At 48.5% G+C, this 17,810-nt stretch carries 14 protein-coding genes; all 14 read right to left on the bottom strand.

Going from position 1 to position 17,810, the window contains the following annotated elements; all coding sequences use genetic code 11:
• Positions 1 to 546 precede the first annotated feature (546 nt).
• The 14 genes from H8S80_RS13615 to H8S80_RS13550 all read right to left on the bottom strand — a co-directional run bounded on the left by H8S80_RS13615 (position 547) and on the right by H8S80_RS13550 (position 17,665).
• Positions 547 to 2,430 (bottom strand): leucine-rich repeat domain-containing protein, encoded by a 1,884-nt coding sequence (locus tag H8S80_RS13615; RefSeq protein WP_117631280.1) that lies wholly within the window; start codon positions 2,428 to 2,430, stop codon positions 547 to 549.
• Positions 2,431 to 2,997: 567 nt separating this feature from the next.
• A complete protein-coding gene (locus H8S80_RS13610) occupies positions 2,998 to 3,588 on the bottom strand; it encodes a hypothetical protein (protein WP_002601700.1) in 591 nt (196 codons plus the stop codon).
• 247 nt (positions 3,589 to 3,835) lie between these two features.
• Complete coding sequence (prfA, locus tag H8S80_RS13605; protein ID WP_117631278.1) at positions 3,836 to 4,912, bottom strand: peptide chain release factor 1; 1,077 nt, start codon at positions 4,910 to 4,912, stop codon at positions 3,836 to 3,838.
• A 64-nt stretch (positions 4,913 to 4,976) separates the two neighbouring features.
• Positions 4,977 to 5,948: a N5-glutamine methyltransferase family protein gene (locus H8S80_RS13600; protein ID WP_117631276.1), complete on the bottom strand. Its 972-nt coding sequence runs from the start codon at positions 5,946 to 5,948 to the stop codon at positions 4,977 to 4,979.
• Positions 5,945 to 6,889, bottom strand: coding sequence for a DUF1385 domain-containing protein (locus H8S80_RS13595; protein ID WP_002601703.1), 945 nt, complete (start codon positions 6,887 to 6,889; stop codon positions 5,945 to 5,947). Before H8S80_RS13595 ends, H8S80_RS13600 begins: the two co-directional genes overlap by 4 nt.
• 79 nt (positions 6,890 to 6,968) lie before the next feature.
• Positions 6,969 to 7,178, bottom strand: coding sequence for a 50S ribosomal protein L31 (gene rpmE, locus H8S80_RS13590; RefSeq protein WP_002601704.1), 210 nt, complete (start codon positions 7,176 to 7,178; stop codon positions 6,969 to 6,971).
• Positions 7,179 to 7,374: 196 nt separating this feature from the next.
• On the bottom strand, positions 7,375 to 9,138 hold the full coding sequence (gene rho / locus H8S80_RS13585; protein WP_117631274.1) for a transcription termination factor Rho: 1,764 nt from the start codon (positions 9,136 to 9,138) through the stop codon (positions 7,375 to 7,377).
• Positions 9,139 to 9,423: 285 nt separating this feature from the next.
• Entirely contained in the window at positions 9,424 to 10,725 is a 1,302-nt protein-coding gene (locus H8S80_RS13580; RefSeq protein WP_117631272.1) for an alkaline phosphatase family protein, read from the bottom strand.
• Between the two features lie 22 nt (positions 10,726 to 10,747).
• Complete coding sequence (locus H8S80_RS13575; protein ID WP_117631271.1) at positions 10,748 to 12,079, bottom strand: replication-associated recombination protein A; 1,332 nt, start codon at positions 12,077 to 12,079, stop codon at positions 10,748 to 10,750.
• A 182-nt stretch (positions 12,080 to 12,261) separates the two neighbouring features.
• The gene (locus tag H8S80_RS13570) at positions 12,262 to 12,840 is read right to left on the bottom strand and encodes a hypothetical protein (protein ID WP_117631269.1); all 579 of its coding nucleotides are present in this window, start codon (positions 12,838 to 12,840) and stop codon (positions 12,262 to 12,264) included.
• A 258-nt stretch (positions 12,841 to 13,098) separates the two neighbouring features.
• Entirely contained in the window at positions 13,099 to 13,896 is a 798-nt protein-coding gene (gene ucpA / locus H8S80_RS13565; RefSeq protein ID WP_002601709.1) for an SDR family oxidoreductase UcpA, read from the bottom strand.
• A gap of 65 nt (positions 13,897 to 13,961) precedes the next feature.
• Positions 13,962 to 15,368: an APC family permease gene (locus H8S80_RS13560; protein WP_117631267.1), complete on the bottom strand. Its 1,407-nt coding sequence runs from the start codon at positions 15,366 to 15,368 to the stop codon at positions 13,962 to 13,964.
• Positions 15,369 to 15,609: 241 nt separating this feature from the next.
• Positions 15,610 to 17,031, bottom strand: coding sequence for a sensor histidine kinase (locus H8S80_RS13555; protein ID WP_117631265.1), 1,422 nt, complete (start codon positions 17,029 to 17,031; stop codon positions 15,610 to 15,612).
• 58 nt (positions 17,032 to 17,089) lie between these two features.
• Entirely contained in the window at positions 17,090 to 17,665 is a 576-nt protein-coding gene (locus H8S80_RS13550) for an ANTAR domain-containing response regulator (protein ID WP_002601712.1), read from the bottom strand.
• Positions 17,666 to 17,810: the final 145 nt, after the last annotated feature.

Below are 17,810 nucleotides of genomic sequence, written 5' to 3'. Positions count from 1 at the left end.
CGTTTATAAAGCTAACTTAATCAAAAAAAGCGCAAACAACCTTCACTTAAATCGGAGATAAACCCGGCAGAATTTTATTCCGGGTACAGAAAATAGAAAAGAAAAAACTGAATAACTAAACAGGCACTCATCCGTGCTCAAACAGCGCAGCATGAAACACCTATACGAAACTAATTCGGGAATAAAAGGTTATTGCAAGATAAGTAAAATATATTGAAAAAATAAGAAAAACGATACGGCTTATGCCGCAAGATTTTATGTATGTTTTACAATTTTTAATTGTAAAAACAGTATAACTGATAATTACCAAATAATCAAGGGGTTTTACCAATTTCATAAAAATATTTTTACCAACAGAAAAAAGCCGCCTTCGGCCGAATCAAGCAGTTCACCATTCCAGTTTCCGATCTGCTCAATCCGCCAAGACGGCATTTTATTCTCACAGCCAATACTCCAGTTACTGCTAATCGCATTTCAGTAACCTTCTCATACCTGCAATATTCCCACCAATCCCCTTCATACCTCAACATCTTCACGCCCAAACAATCAATGAGAATCCTCCACCGTATCAATCCAGTCCACATCGGCCATCGGCCGTTTTACCGTGCTGTCCTTCCCCAAATACTCCAACTGATCCAGTACATGTGTATCAGTCACGTAATTATCGGTGACATCCAGTTCCCTCAGATTTTTAAGACCGGCTGCAAACTGAAGATCCGTGAGCTGGTTTCCCCGAAGGCTCAAATATTCCAGCGAGGGATAATGGCCTAAAAATGAGGTATATTCATCGAGAAGCACATCATCGTAATTAATAGAACGGACCATGCCGTCAGACCACATTTCAATATTTTTGTACAATTTCACATGGTTTAAGGAGAGGGCCTTTAACGCAGGATTATCCTGAAGACGGTCAAACTTCACCTCAAAACTGCTTTTGTCTAAAATCAGGGTTTCCAGGGCCGGAAGATTAAACGCGTAGGACACATCCCCATAGAATTCCGAATGATTCATGTCCAGGTAGGTAAGTCCCTGGCAGCCGGCAAGAAAGCTTAAATCATCGCTGTTTCCCCAGTTTTTCCGGTAAGTCAGCTTCTTTAAAGCAGGCAGGGAAGCTATCACCGACGGCTGATCCACGTTGCAGCCCTGAACCTTCAGTTCTTCCAGGCCCGTCAGACTGCCAAGAAAACGAATCCCCATCATTCCATGAAATTCCCCATGCTTTAAACCGGTAAGTGCCGTAAGATCCGGATCATCCTGATTCGTGTATTTATTTATTACCAAAGTTTCCAAACCTGTAAGCGTTCCCACGGGATTATAATCACGAACTTCACCGTTGTCTACCAGCACAAGCTCCTTCAGACTCTCTTTCCCCACGAGCGGATCGAGCAGAAGAATCTTAGAATCCGTGATTCCAAGGCTCGCAAGTTCCGGCATATGATTAATAAAGCTGATATCTTTCAGGTTTTCCGCGTCAATCGACAGGCTCCCCAGCTTCTTAAGCACATTCAGGACCGTAAAATCATTCACCTCATCCATGTCGTATAACTTTAAATTTTCCAGGTCCTTCACCTGAGCTAATGCGGATATGTCCGAAATTTCCCGGCAGTCTTCCATCTCCAGTGACTTCAGTCCCGGAAAATAGGACAGTTCTTCCAGACTCTTTAAATGGGAAGCGTTCAAACGTTCCAGACCTTTGGCCGCATCTCCCAGCGCAAGACGCAGCATATCCAGCTGTATGTAGTCGCAGGTAATCATTTTTAAGGAGCTCAATGTCTCCAGACTGCCCTCCGGCAATTCCGTGTGATCCAGATTCAGATACTCCAGCTGCGGCAGCGCGGCAATATCCTGAAGCTCCAGGGCCTCCTGACAGACCACCACATTGATATCCGCATCCTGCCCCTGTTCGGCGGCCACGATCGGATTTTCAAAGCTGTATGTAATCATCCACCCGGCTTCGCCTTTCCTCATGGACAAATATTTAAAACGCCCCAGTTCCTCTTCCGTGACCGAGGAAACGCTCGTTCCCAGGGCCTCCTTAATCAGTACCTCAAAGGACGCGGAATACGTGGCAGACGCCTTGCTTTTATCCGATGACTGCTCTTCCGAAACAGACGCGGCCACCGTCACTTCCCTGCTGGGATACTTATTCGCATTTTTTGATGTTCCGGAAAGAGGGATCAGAATCAGTGCCATGATGCCAATCACGCCGATAACGGCTCCGGCAGCAATTGCCGCTTTGCTCCCCGACTCCTCCTTCTTCGCCATGCTGTTGTGGGAGGTCTCCTGCTTATACTCGATAAACACCTTCGGCTGTTCCGATTCCAGATAATATTTTGTGTGGCAATACTGACAGTATCCCACATTCTCGTCCTTTTCATCCAACTCGATGGGGCCGCCGCAGGACGGACACTTTAAGGCTGTTAGTTTCATTTTGGCTTTACATTCCTTTCGCTTCGTTCATGGGCAGACTGTCATGTTGCTCACTGCCTGAACCGTCTTTTATATGAAATCATTTTTGTAAATAATTCCGATCCTATACCAATCACAGGAAGGCGGACAGCACATTTCGGATCAAACTACAACCGCTATTTTTAATCATAAACCGATTCCATGCACTTTCGCTTTCCGCCCTGTATGTTTTCATTTTGCTTTGCTTCTTATGGCATTATACCACATGTTGCAGACCGTAGAGAACTATAATACGGAACTTTATTGGAAAATTGTCTTATTTTCCACCTTCCGGCTGCGGGAATCCAGCCCATGTGCTATTTTGAATATTCCAATTTACCATACAGCATAAAAAGGCTTGTAAAAGCGGCGCAGGACCACGATTACAAGCCTTTTATGAATCTCTTATACGAATCACTTCTATGAACTTTTCACGAATTCTTTTCACGAACTCTTTTCACAAATTCTTTTCATGAATTTTTTTTATGAATTCCTATAATATATTTTTCTTATGCATCCTTCTTATAAATCCCCTGCTTCATCGCCGTTCTATCTCACCTGAATACGGAATGCCGTCGTCTGAGGCGGTATACTCGCCGTCTGGAAATTCGCATGGGTTATCTGTACCAGCTGGCCTGGGCGCAGATCACACAATCTGATCGGAAATCCACTTCTGTTCAGGATAACCGTCGAGCTTGTGACAATATATCTCGTTATTCTGCTGATATTGTTTGGCATGCCGGCAAGAAGCTGACTGTTATTGCAGTCAATCCAGATCACTCTCTGCGTTGTAGTATTGGCTGATGGTCTGGAAGGCTGTCTCGTGACTATCGTAAATGCAGTAGACTGAGGCGGTATGCTTCGAGTCATACTCGGTGAAAATGTTACATCCACCCGCATTCCCTGGCGGATATCACTGAGACGGATTGGCATTCTGAAAGAATTCATGATTGCGGTGTTATTATTGACATTCAACCGCAGCTGCTGAACAGTGGTTACTCCGCTTTGCCACGGAACCGAGTAGGAAATTATAATAAATCCGGTATTTCTGCCGGAAGAAGAAACCTCATCGACAAACGCATTGTCGATTCTAAGAAAATTTCCTTGTGTAATTATGGAACCTAAGGAGTCATTGGCCATATAAACCTCTTAAGGATGGATATGTCTTTTCTATCATTATATGATTAGGAACACAAATGTTTCTATGGAAAAGAAAAATAATCGGTTATTGTCTGACCTTTTACCGCATCGGAGAATCCTTTTCTATAACAGATCCATGTATTTATTCCACAACAAACGCCCTGTTTTTTTTAAAACAGGGCGCCATTCTCTATTTATTTCCTATCTCAACCTGAAACCATAAAAAACAAAATATCAAACCATCCGTTTACATGGTCTCATTCACCTTCGCCAGCTTCGCCGCCTGATCAGCCGCAATCAGACTGTCCAGCAGCTCCGTGATATCTCCGTTCATAATTGAATCAATCTTATAAAGTGTAAGCTTAATTCGATGATCGGTCACACGTCCCTGGGGGAAATTGTACGTACGGATCTTCTCGGAACGGTCTCCCGTACCAATCTGGCTCCGGCGTTCTTCCGCCTCAGAATTCTGTCTTTTCTCCAGCTCCATGTCATACAGCTTGGAACGGAGCAGGCGGAACGCCTTTTCCTTGTTCTGAAGCTGGGATTTCTCGGTCTGGCTGTAGATAACAATACCTGTCGGAATATGGGTCAGACGAACCGCGGAGTCCGTCGTATTGACACACTGGCCTCCGTTACCGGAAGCACGCATGACATCGATCCTGCAGTCCTTATCCTCGATTACCACATCCACATCCTCCGCCTCTGGCATAACCGCCACAGTCGCTGTGGAAGTGTGGATCCGTCCGCCGCTCTCCGTCTCCGGAACACGCTGAACACGGTGAACACCGCTCTCGTATTTCAGCTTGGAATAGGCTCCTTTTCCTGTGACCATGGCCACGACTTCCTTGAAACCGCCGATTCCGTTTTCATTGACACTGATCAGCTCCACTTTCCAGTGCTGGCTCTCAGAATAGTTCACATACATACGGTACAGCTCAGCCGCAAACAGAGCGGCCTCATCTCCGCCCGCGCCGGCACGGATTTCCAGAATGATGTTCTTGTCATCATTGGGATCCTTGGGAAGAAGAAGAATCTTAAGTTCCTGCTCCAGCACTTCGATCTGCTTCTTTGCATCGGATAATTCTTCCTTTGCCATCTCACGCATCTCTTCGTCATTTTCTTCGTCCAGAATGGTAAGGCTGTCTTCCACAGCCATCTTCGCCTTCTTATATTCCGTATAAGTCTCTACCAGCGGCGCTAAATCTGCCTGCTCCTTCATCAGCCTGCGGAAACGGTTCTGATCCTCCGTCACGGAAGGATTGCCTAATTCCAGCATCAGCTCTTCATAGTGAATCAATATATCGTCTAATTTATCAAACATGGGAAATTAACCTCCAAAATCTTACATTACAGGTAACTTTGCATTGAAACTTTTCATTGAAACTTTATAAAACCATGGTACCCCTGACCACGCGGTCAAGCCCTGGCGCATCCTGATACACACAAACGCCCTGGAAACCGGCCTCCCGAAGAAGTCCGCTCACCGCCTGCCCCTGGTCGTATCCGATTTCAAAATAAACGGTTCCTCCCGGATTTAAGTAGCTGCCGCATTCCGCAGCAAGCCGCCTGTAGAAATACAGTCCATCTGCCATTCCGTCAAGAGCCAGCCGCGGCTCATGATCCCTGACCTCCGGTTCCAGCTCCTCGATCACGCGCGAAGGAATATAAGGTGGATTTGACACAATCACATCAAACCTCCTGCCGGAAAAAGCTGAGAACAAATCGCTCTCTGCAAGCGTAAGCTTCTGTACGCTGCCCTTCTCATCTGCTCCCTCCGCCAATCCGGCGGAAACTTCCAGCCTCCAGGACTTTTCCTCTCGGCACTCCGCTGTAACTCTGACGGGATTCCATTTCGCCTGCATCAATTCCCGGGCGTTCTTTTCTGCCACCTGAAGCGCCTCCAAAGAGATATCAGCCAGTGTCACATCAGAAAATCCACCGAGGATGGACAGGCTTACCCCGATACATCCGCTTCCGGTGCAAAGATCCAGGACGCCAGGGTTCTTTCCCTTATAATCCTTTAAGACCTGCTCCACCAGAGTCTCCGTATCCTGGCGCGGAATCAGCACATGTTCATTGACTGAAAATTCCAGGCCCATAAATTCACGGCTTCCCGTAATATGCTGAAGCGGAATCCGCTCTGACCGTTTCTCTATCATCGCACGGTAATCCGCTACGGCTCTTTTAACCGAATCCTCATCCTTCACCTCATCGTTTCTGTGCATGAGGAAATGCACCATATCTGTATGGAATGCCTCGAAAAGCAGATACTTTGCATCAAGCTCCGCCTCTCCGATTCCGGACAGTTTCAGTCTCTCCGTTCCTTCGTTCCATAATGCCTGTAATGTCAGTTTCATCCCTGCTTCTCCGGAAAATTCTTATTTAAAAACTCCCGCCAGTCAAAAACCGCCTCTACGGACGCGATGCCGACCTCAATCATGCTGTCATCCGGCTCTGTCGTGGTAAGTCCCTGCATCCACATGCCAGGACGGCTTAGAATGTCCATGATCTTCGAATTGCTTCTGCCGGCCAGACGCAGAAATTCATAGGATACCCCCGCGATAACCGGAATCAGAACGATTCTGCTGACTACACGCAACCAGATCGTATCTACCCGTACCACCATGAAAAACAGGATACTGATCACCATAACGATGAGCAGAAAACTGGTTCCGCAGCGCTTATGCTCCTTAGAGCTTTTTCTGACATTCTCCACAGTCAGATCCAGACCGTGCTCCAGACAGTTAATACACTTATGTTCCGCTCCGTGGTACATAAATGTCCTGCGTATATCCTCCATATTGGAAATAATCTTGATATAAGCGATAAAAATTACGATTCTGATGATTCCCTCGATCACCGCCATCACGGTCTGCGATGCGATAAAACGATGGAATATGTTCGCCAGAAACAATGGCAGAACCATGAAAATAGCAATCGCCATGATCACAGAAAACACCATTACCACTGCCATCAAGGCCTTCTCCAGCTTCTCACCGAATACGCGGTCTAAAAACTGTTCAAACTTTCCGGGTTCTCCAGCATCCTCATCGTCCTCAAAAAAACTGGCAGAAAACGTGAGGGACCTCATCCCCAGCACCATGGAATCGACAAAGCTGAATATTCCGCGCACAAACGGCAGGGAAAAAAACTTTACCTTCTCACCCATGCTGATATACGTATCCTTTTTAACTTCAATCTCTCCGTCCGGCTTACGGACTGCGGTGGCATACTCATCCCCGTTTTTCATCATAACGCCTTCAATCACGGCCTGTCCGCCGATGCCTGAATATTTCATATGTTCCACCTCTCTATAAATCCCAAAAAAGGTTGAGCTAAAGTGTTTCCACCAAACTCAACCTTTTCTTTGCTCTAACTTATTCAGCGGCCTTAACGCCATATTTACGATTGAATTTATCAATACGTCCACGTGCTGCAGCAGCTTTCTGCTGGCCGGTATAGAATGAATGGCACTTAGAACAAACTTCTACGTGGATATCTTCCTTTGTAGAACCGGTTACAAATTCATTACCGCAGTTGCAAACAACTTTGGCCTGGTAGTAATTTGGATGGATTCCTTCTTTCATGATTTTCACCTCACCTGATTTGATTTCTATTATTTTATTTCAATCTGCATCCTGAGTTCTGTAGACTCAGAACGTCACAGCAAACGATCTGCTGTTTTATCTGATTAAAATCCATTTTCTCTAATAAACAGCTTATACAGTATATCATAGAATTTTTTTTAATGCAAGCATAATTTTTACAAAGACCGACAAAACATTAATATCGGAAAAGCTTCTTCGACATCTCCACAAACTCCCGATTTGTCCGTGTCCTGGTGAACAGATCCAGGATCTTCTCCACCGCATCCTCAGGCTTTAAGGTGTTGGTCGCCTTGCGAATGAGATCTACGGCCTCGGACTCTTCCCTCGTAAGGAGCAGATCGTCTCTTCGTGTACCGGATTTCAGGATATCGATGGCCGGGAAGATCCGCTTCTCAGACAGCTTCCGGTCAAGCACCAGCTCCATGTTGCCGGTTCCCTTAAATTCCTCATAGATAACGTCGTCCATACGGCTTCCCGTGTCTACCAGGGCGGTTGCAAGAATCGTCAGGCTTCCTCCCTCTCTCATGTTTCTGGCGGCACCGAAGAATCGTTTCGGCATGTGTAAGGCCGCCGGATCGAGACCGCCGGATAATGTACGGCCGCTGGGGGCTACCGTCAGGTTATACGCCCTTGCCAGACGCGTAATGCTGTCCAGCAGGATGATCACGTCGCGTCCGTGCTCCACGAGACGCTTTGCCCGCTCGATTACCATCTCGGAGACTCTCTTATGGCGCTCCGGAAGCTCATCGAAGGTGGAATACAGAACTTCCACATTGTTGCCGGTTATGGACTCCTTAATGTCCGTAACCTCCTCGGGACGTTCATCGATCAGCAGGATGATGACATGCATATCCGGATGATTGACGGTTACTGCCTTGGCCACCTGCTTTAACAGAGTCGTCTTACCTGCCTTCGGCGGGGATACGATCATACCTCTCTGTCCCTTACCGATCGGTGACAACAGATCGAGAACTCTCATTGCCGTGGTATTGCGTCCCGTAGTCTCCATGTGGAGTCTCTTATCCGGGAAAACAGGCGTCATATTTTCAAAGTTCGGTCTGTGCTCAGCCGCGCTCGCCGGATAACCGTTGATGTATTTTACAAACAGAAGGGCTGCAAACTTCTCCGCTGCGGTCTTCACCCTGCGGCTGCCCTGTATGATATCACCCGTCTTCATATTGAACCTGCGGATCTGGGACGGAGCCACATAGACGTCATTCTCACCCGGTAAGTAGTTCTCACAGCGGATGAAGCCGAAGCCATCCGGCATCACTTCTAAGATGCCGTACGCGTCGACGCCGCTGTCCAGTTCCTGAAGCTCCGGACTCGGCTGAAATTCCGGGCGCACCTCCTCGGCCGTTTCCCTTACGGATTCGATCCGGTTCATCTCCTGGCGCTGGTCCTGTCTGTCCTGGCGGTCGTTCCTATCCTGGCGTTCATTCCTGTCCTGACGCTGCTCCGGCCTGTCCTGACGGTCATTCCTGTCCTGGCGGTCGCTTCGTTCCATGGAATCTCCCTGGGACTGCCTGTAATTACTGGTTCTCTGCGGTCCTTCCTGCCTGTAGGAACGGACCACCGTTCTCTTTTTATCATTCGGATTCGTTCTGTTTACGGAGGCCGCCTGTGTCTGAGCAGGAGCCTTCTCCTCCTTAGCCGGCTCTGCGGTTCTCCTCGCTGGCTCCTCGGCCTGCTTCACCGCTTCTGCGGCTCTCCTCGCTGGTTCCTCGGCCTGATTCACCGTTTCCCCTGCACTAACAGAAGGTTCTTCATTCCCGGTTGAAACATCTGCCGGAGCACTTTTTCCTTCCTTTTCGCCTGCCTTCTCACAGAGAATATCAATCAGCTCCGCCTTTCTCATGGAACCGTAGCCCTTGATCTCCTGTTCTTTGGCAAACTCCTTTAATTTAGCCAATGATAATGTCTCTAATTTTTCACGCATAACTTTCTCCTTATTTTAACTACTCCATATGACAGTTCTTTCATATTCATGGGAATTATCTACGATAGAATATCGTAAACAGATGTAAATAAAATCTGACGTCAGGTCGTACGATAATTTCATTATATACCCTGATTGTCAAAAAGGGAAGATTTTTTTATCTCCATAAATTGCACAGCCCTTTGCCGTGTTACAGTTCACAGCCCTGTCGGCCTCTGCTTCCCGGTCTGTCCCGGTCTGTCCCGGTCTGTCCGCAGGGCCTGCGGCCGGGAGGGCGCAAAGCGGTCAGCGAATCAGTTCCTTCATCGTCCGCCCGTCCACCCGGCCCAGATCCAGTCCCAGAATTTCGGCCAGTGTCGGCCCTTCATCGACCAGTGACATTTTCTCCACCCGGGCCCCCGCTGTAAAATGCGGGCCTGCAGCCATAAAAAATGTCCGGTATCCATCCCGGTCGGGAAGATACCCGTGGGTTGCCGCCTGGATATGGAAATCCGTATGATGGTCGGAGGCTCCGGCCTTTCTCCTGTATTCTTCCCAGCCATTCTGGAAGTAATACCCATCCGCGGCCTCCAGCACAAACGCACATTCCGGGTCCGCCCCCAGTGCGGCGGCTTCGTTGCGGGTAAAGATGCGGGCAATTCCGCTGTTTTCCCGCTCCATCATGCGATTTAAGAGTTTTTCCGTCCGCCCGAGACAGCTTCTATCCTTCACATAGATATAACAGCATCCGTCACAGTCTCTGGCAATCGCCTTCCAATCACGGATTCTGCCGTTTTTCACCTCTGCCAGCCCAGCCTTTACAAAATAGTAATTCGGGTAAATCGCTTCCTTCACATCCAGCTGGCAGTGGTCTCCCAGTATCACCACATCCGTCTCGTCCTCCAGCCCCATTTTACGGAGCAGCCCGAGAAGCTCCCCGAGCCTTTCGTCATGACGCCTGATGGCCGCCATGGCCTCCGGGCTGTCCAGTCCGTACAAATGGCGGTTCGTGTCGACATCGGTCAAATGAACCAGCATCAGATCAGGCCGGTATTTCTCCAGGGTGTGAAGCATGGACGCATGGACGAAATGATCCAGCTGCGGCTGCCTGATGCCTTCCCGCATAGATCCGAACTTCATCTGAAGCTCCAGCTCATAAAGAGGCGTCCCGTTCATCATGCACACGCCCAGCTGATTCTGCCACGGACGGTTCGGAAGCACCTCCGGCAGGTTGTAATGCACTCTGGCCTTCCCCATCACCGGCCACAGAAGGGAAGCCACCCGGTATCCGTTCTTTACCGCTTCATCATACAGGGTCGTTCCCTGCACGTATTTCCGCTGCCAGAACCAGTCCGATGGTTCCCGCTCCGGCTGTACCTGTAAATTGTTGACGATTCCATGGTTCTTCGGATAACGTCCGGTCACAATGCTCACATGAGCCGGATAAGTCAGGCTGGGATATACACTCACCACTTCACCGCATCCGGCCGCCCGCTTAAAGAATGGGCCGAAATTAGGCAGCGTCTCCATATAGGCCAGGTCCCTTCCGCCCACGGCGTCCAGGGACAGAATTATCATACGGCGTTTTTTTCTGTCTTGTCTGCTCATTTCACCAATTCCGCCTTTCTCCCTACTCCTCTGCCTCGTTTCGGATAAACTCCATGTGTTCCTTTATTTTTCTTTCGTATCCGTTCTCCGTCGGCTGGTAGAACACGCTCCCCTCCATGCCGTCGGGCAGGTACTGCTGTTTCACATAGTGATTCGGGAAATCATGGGCATATAAGTATCCCTGGCCGTGTCCCAGCTTCGCCGCGCCCTTGTAATGGGCATCCTGTAAATGCACCGGAACCGGCATGGTCTTTCTTGACTTCACTGCCTCCAGTGCATCAAAGACCGCATTGCAGGCCGCGTTGCTCTTGGGAGCCGTGGCCACATAGGTGACGGCCTGGGAAAGAATAATCTGAGCCTCCGGCAGGCCGATCCGTTCCGCCGCCTGGGCCGCCGCCACGGCTACGACCAGCGCCTGCGGGTCCGCATTTCCCACATCCTCCGCCGCGCAGATCATGATTCGCCTGGCTATGAATTTCATATCTTCTCCCGCATACAGCATCCGGGCCAGATAGTAGACGGCCGCGTCCGGATCAGAGCCCCGCATGCTTTTAATGAATGCGGATATCGTATCATAATGGTTGTCCCCGTCCTTGTCGTAACGCACCACCCGCTTCTGAATACACTCCTGAGCCACGTCAATATCGATATGGATCTTTCCGTCGGCCGGATCCCGCTCTGTCGTCATGACCCCCAGTTCCACGGCGTTCAATGCGGCTCTGGCGTCTCCATTCGCCACATCTGCCAGGAAGTTCATGGCCTCCTCGTCGATCACCGCATTGTAGACCCCCATGCCCTTATCCTTGTCGTAGACGGCCCTGTGGATCAGTTCTCTGATGTCCTCCCGCTCCAGCGGCTTCAGTTCAAACACCCTGGAACGGGAAAGAAGCGCTCCGTTCACCTCGAAGTACGGATTCTCTGTGGTGGCGCCGATCAGAGTCAGCGTCCCATCCTCCACAAACGGAAGTAAATAGTCCTGCTGCCCCTTATTGAAACGATGGATCTCGTCTACGAACAGGATCGTCTTTTTCCCAAACATCCCCAGGGAATCCTTAGCCTCCTTCACGATCTCCTCCATATCCTTTTTACCGGCGACCGTGGCATTGATCTGTTTAAAATCAGCGCTGGTGGTATTGGCGATCACCTTTGCCAGCGTCGTCTTTCCAGTCCCCGGAGGTCCGTAAAAGATCACGGAGCCCAGCTTATCCGCCTTGATTGCCCGGTACAGCAGCTTGTCTTTTCCGATAATGTGCTGCTGCCCCACCACCTCGTCAAGAGTCACCGGCCGGAGCCGGGACGCCAGGGGAGATTCCTTATCCATGGTATTTTCTCTCATAAAATCAAATAAATCCATTTTCCTTCTCCTGCATTGTATACAATATCACTTCCCGGCAGACCCGCGTGAGCTGGATTCCGGAAAAACATCAGTCGTACCAAAAGTATAGCCCTGGTTTCAAAAAGTGTCAATGATTTCCGGGAACATACATTTGGATGCGGTATTTCAAAAGCCTGGCCGCGTCGGAAAAGCCCCCGAATCTACAAAGGCTTTTTCCTGATATAAAATGCCCCGCCTAAAAGCACTGCACTATTGAAAGCCATAATCAGTCTCCATATAAAATACTGATCTCTCATAACCAGAAGCACGACAATCAAAACGCCTGCAACAATCCATGAGAGAATTTTCATTTCCTTATCAAACAGCGCCTTGCTGATAGAAATACCCGCAATTAAGTAACCAGTCAGACACAGGATTCCAATACCCAGGAAAAAGAATTTTTCCGGTATTCTCCCAAAAGCGGCCATGAGCACTCTGGACGCAACGGTCATTAAAAGATAATTACATATAATAACAGCTGCACACACGGCATACAGCTTCTCATCCAACGCATGAGTTTTCCTGATAATGCCCCTATAATCAAAGGTGATATACAGCAGGGCGAGGAATCCAACCAGATCTCTCAGGATATAATTTATGGTATTAATCATGCGGAGACCGAACAATCCTAATATAAAATGGTACACTGCAACCGTGCTGTAAACGTTCCAATAGATAAACACAAGACTGCACAGAATCATAAAGTTTGATAAATAATAGCAGAACCTCTTTCTCTCCATACCGCCCTCCCATCTGACGTTTCCCAACGCTCTATTCCACGAATACCTTTTTAAAGACTTCCTGTGTCTCCGGGAATTCGCTTTTATTCTCATACTTCTCCGAATTCGCAAATGCGGTCTCCACATTTTCCCATTTTTTTTCACAGGTTCATTATACCATGGCCGGCAACCAATATCATTACGAACTTTTAAATATAGAAAAAGCCTGCCGAAGCGCTCCGGCAGGCAGACTTGATCTGCATAAGATCCGTTCTTACATTAATTAACTCCGATTGACATCGTCTCCGGCAGAGTGCTTCCGCCGTCGATCACGATCTGAGATCCGGTTAAGTAGCTGGACTCATCACTTCCCAAAAATGCAAACAGTTCGCCGACTTCAATCGGTTTAGCCAGACGCTTCATCGGAACACCTACTGCGATGTCTGCGATTGCTGCCTCCGGATTCTCCGGATTGGATTCCAGAGCCATTTTTTCAACCATCGGTGTGCGGGCATAGCCTAACTGGGAGCAGTTTACGCGGATATTGCGGGCTGCGTACTCTACGGCAAGGCACTTGGTCAGGCCGACGAGAGCGGCCTTTGTCATGGCATAAGCCGCCTCGCCCGCATCGGCAACGATGTCACCGGTTACGGAAGACGCAATCACGATGTTTCCGCCGCCCTGCTTTAACATATATGGAACCACGGCTTTACAGGTGTTCCATACGCCCTTGATATTCACATCAATGTGGAAGTCACGAGTCTTGTCATCCATTTCCTCGAAAGGTGCTAAACGGCATACGCCCGCGTTACAGCATGCAACATTGATCTCTCCGAAGGTATCAGCGCCCTTCTTAGCCGCAGCGTCCATCTGCTCACGGTCGGCTACATTGGCAATAACCGTAATAATTTCCGCATTGTATTCCCTGCGCAGCTTCTCAGCAGTCTCCTCTACCGAAGGGGATAAATCTACCATAATTAATTTTGCGCCGTATTTTGCGTAAGCAGTGGAGATTCCCTCTCCAAGACCTGCAGCAGCGCCGGTAATCAATGCAACTTTTCCATCTAATTTAGCCATTTTACATATCTCCTTTGTTGTTTTTATATTCCAGGCGGAATGACCGCATGGTTTGCTATAATCATTTAAAACTTCCGGATACCGTCCGGCGTCTCAATTTCCACCGGATGCTTCTTCCAGTTTACCAGATTCATCCACAGCCAGATGATGCCGCCGATTCCAAGATAGACGAAGAAGCAGATCCAGGAATCCACGCCCTGTCCCAACGTACAGAAAAATGCAATCGTTATCGCTATCACCATGGCGAAGATCCGGAATGCGTCGCCGCCCTTCACCGTATTGGAGCTCTTCCAATCCGGATGCTTGTGGTGAATGCAGACCGCCGAAATCATTGTCAGCGCATACGCACAGGCACAGCCAAAACTCATCAGATTGAAGAATGCACTCATAAAATCAGAGGAGTTCTGTAAAACTATAAAAATTAAAGACAGGATCAGCAGAAAAATATTCGGCAGCAGAGGCTGCTTATTTTTGTTCACTTTTGCAAATATTTTCGGCAAAAAGTTTTTGTTCGCCATGGAGTACAGCATACGGACCGTGGACATCCAGAAGCCCAGCAGGGAAGCGCCCATGCCCAGGAGGCAGGAGATGAGTCCCACAACTATCGGCCAGAAAACCCATCCGAGTTCATTCTGCATCGTAGCAATCGTCAGGAAACCATCCTGCGCAAATCCCGCGTATACGTCCTTTAAGCCGTCCAGACCCGCAACACAGAAATAGTAGAATACGTAGATACAGCCGCATGTCAGAATCGAACCGCAGATCGCTTTTTTAGAGCTTTTAATGGGGAAATCCCCCTCTTCCACCATCTGGGGAACCGTCTCAAAACCAAAATACGGAGTAATCAAAAGCGCCATACCGATAACCCAGCCCGGAATTCCGTGGACAGAATCCAATGTGGAGGTGAAAATATTTCCAAAGTTTGCAAGATGCCAGTGACCGGAAAACAGCAGGATAAATCCGGTTAGTATGGTAACCGCAATATTACAGAACAGCATGCCGGCCTGGGCCTTAACGAGAAACTGGACATTCTGAATACTCATCAGGAAGTACAGAATCAAGAGAATCGCCGCACAGCCTACCATGGGCCAGGTGCCCAGATTCAAATGCATCGTCTTATTCACCCATGTCATGATCGCCATAACAACAGCCGGCGGAACGGATATCCAGGCCGCCATAATCAGCCAGGAAGCCAAAAAGCCCACGTGTTTGTTAATCCCGACCGTATTATAAATCAGCTCCCCGCCGGAAGTGTGAAACAGAGAAGCAAGTTCGCTGTATACCAGTGCAATCGGAAGGATTGCAACCGTCATCAGGGCAAAAGCAAGAAATGTACCGGTGCCGCAATAACCGTAGAAAACAGAATCCCAGTAGTTTACAAAGGTAAAAATAGAGCCTGTCGCTACCGTATAAACAAAAATCAATTTCAAACTTTTGTTCAGACCGCCATTTTTATTTTGATTATCTTCCATTCCCAAAACTCCTTTACATAATTAAACTTTTCAGCAGACCCACCGCCGCAGATCATGAGGCGTTAAGCCCACAGAAATAAAAAGGTCCAAAAACCCCTTACAAAGTTTTTGGACCACAATGCCACTCTACTGATATACGCCGTTGCATATCATCTTATATTAAATTTTACCGCTAAAGTGATATCCCTTTAACTGAAATAGATCATAGCACTTTGTGATTAATTTGTCAAGAAAATACCAGTTAATGGAAGACAGAAAATCTGACGGCGGTCCCCTCCCCGCTTTCAATCGTTAGCGTGCCCTTAAGGCTCGATTTCACAAGGCTGTCCACAAGCTTTAATCCAAGGCCCTTGCCGGATCGGTCACCGCTTTTTTCATCAATTCCGCATCCATCATCCCTGACCGTAACCCAGGAGTATTCCTCTCCCTTTTCTATCGTCAGGAAAATGCTGCCTTCCTCACGGTCACAAAAGGCATATTTGATGCTGTTTGTCACCAGCTCATTGACAATCAATGCAACGGTGGATGCCACGTGCTCCGGAAGCTCCAGATCATCTCCTGTGACCTCCACATGAATCCGGCATCCGCGGACGCTCCAGCTCTCCAGCACACAATCGATAATCTGAGCCAGCATGGTCTTTAAATCAACCGCTTCTGCCCCGGTATGAGCGAGAAGGTCATAGGTCATGCTCATGCTGCGGATATATCCGGTAATGGTTTTGGCAAACGCCTTCACCTCTGCGTCCTTTTTCTGTGCCGCCTCCAGCCCGACGAGGCTGATGATCGTCTGAAGGTTATTTTTCACGCGGTGATGAACCTCATGGATTAAGGCCGCCCGGTAAGCGATCTCGTCCTCCATCTGCCGGATCTTCGTCTTATCCCGCAGGATAACGAGAATTCCCTGATACACTCCATTTTCCCGAATCGCACTGATATTCTCCTCCAATACGTATCGGTCAGTCTGGACTTCCTGCTTCCAGGTACCGCCAGCCATAATCTCTTCCTGGCTGTACCTTCCCGTCAGATCCAGTTCTTCATATCTGCGGCCGATGAGGCTCTCCGGATGTCCGGCCTTCTGATACAGCTCCTCCGCCCGCGCGTTCGCAAAGGTGCAGATACCCGCCTCATCGCAGATCAGGAACCCCTCCTGCAGATTGCTGATCAGCTGATTGATCTTACTGTCAAAGAAAGCCGTTTTTCCCTCTTTATTTACGATACGTATAGGCTCCGTATCTGCCCCGGAATTCAGATATTCATAAGTTAAAGAGCCGATGACCTTCTGCTGGTCATTAAAAATGGGACTGACCGTATGGCGGACCACAATCTTTCTATTGTCAATGATACCGATCAGCCCTCTGCCTGGAATCCCGTGTTCCAGCGCCCGATATACCGCCGGTTCATCTTCCTTCTTTTCAACCTCCCCGATCACGTCCCGCTTATAGAGGTCACAGTCCGGATGGCGGTACTGGGCCGCAACCATGGATTCCCCGTTTCGTGTCAGTATATTGATATAGGTATCCCCGCTTTCCAGATTACCGATAGAAGGCAGCGCATGGGATACATCCAGAAGAATCTGGATATCCGCTTCTGTCAAATCGGTATAAGAATGGGCAATCTGGACCAGCTTCCTGTCCCGTTCTTCTTTTGTTAGACAATCAGGCATTTTCCCCTCCCGTCCTCGGTTTTTTCAGCTTGTTTTCGCACCCTGTTTTTCAGTCTCTCTACTCTCCATACGCTTTTAGAAGCGTTTTTGCTATCTCCGCCATGGGCTTTCCCTTGTCCATGGCCAGCCTGCGAATATAGGAAAATGCTTCCTTCTCTGTCATATTTCTGCGCTCCATAATAATTCCCTTGGCACGGTCCACATACTTTCTGTCATTGAGCGTTTCCTTTGTTCTGCTGAACTCCCGCTCCATTTCCTCAATCTGCTTATATTTATTCTGAGCAATCTTAATAGCCGGAATCAGAGTATCTTCATCCACCGGCTTCACAATATAGCCCATGATATCCATATTCACTGCTTTTTCGGCAATCTCCCTGTCCCGGTAAGCGGTCAGCACAATGATAAATCCGGCCAGCTTCTCCTCGTTGATCACCCTGGCCGCTTCCAAACCGGTCATAACAGGCATATTGATGTCCATAATTATAAAATCCGGTTTCGTCTCCCTGCATAGAGTAACGGCATCCATGCCATCCTCGGCCTCTCCTGCCACTTCGTAACCGTTATTCTCCAGGATTTCCCGAATATACATACGGATCAGAACTTCGTCATCTGCAATTACACCTCGTAACCCCATTAATCTCCCCCCAGCCATATACTCCCTGTTTGTATATGAAATATATGTATTTATTCAACTTCTCATTATACCATGAAATCAGGGGGAAACGCAATCTTCATTTGCCTGCGCGCTTAGAGTGCACTCCAGGGACGCACGCGGAGGT

The sequence above is a fragment of the Hungatella sp. L36 genome (assembly GCF_014288035.1).
Note: the sequence above shows the minus strand (reverse complement) of the source record. Positions and strands in the feature narration are given on the sequence as shown.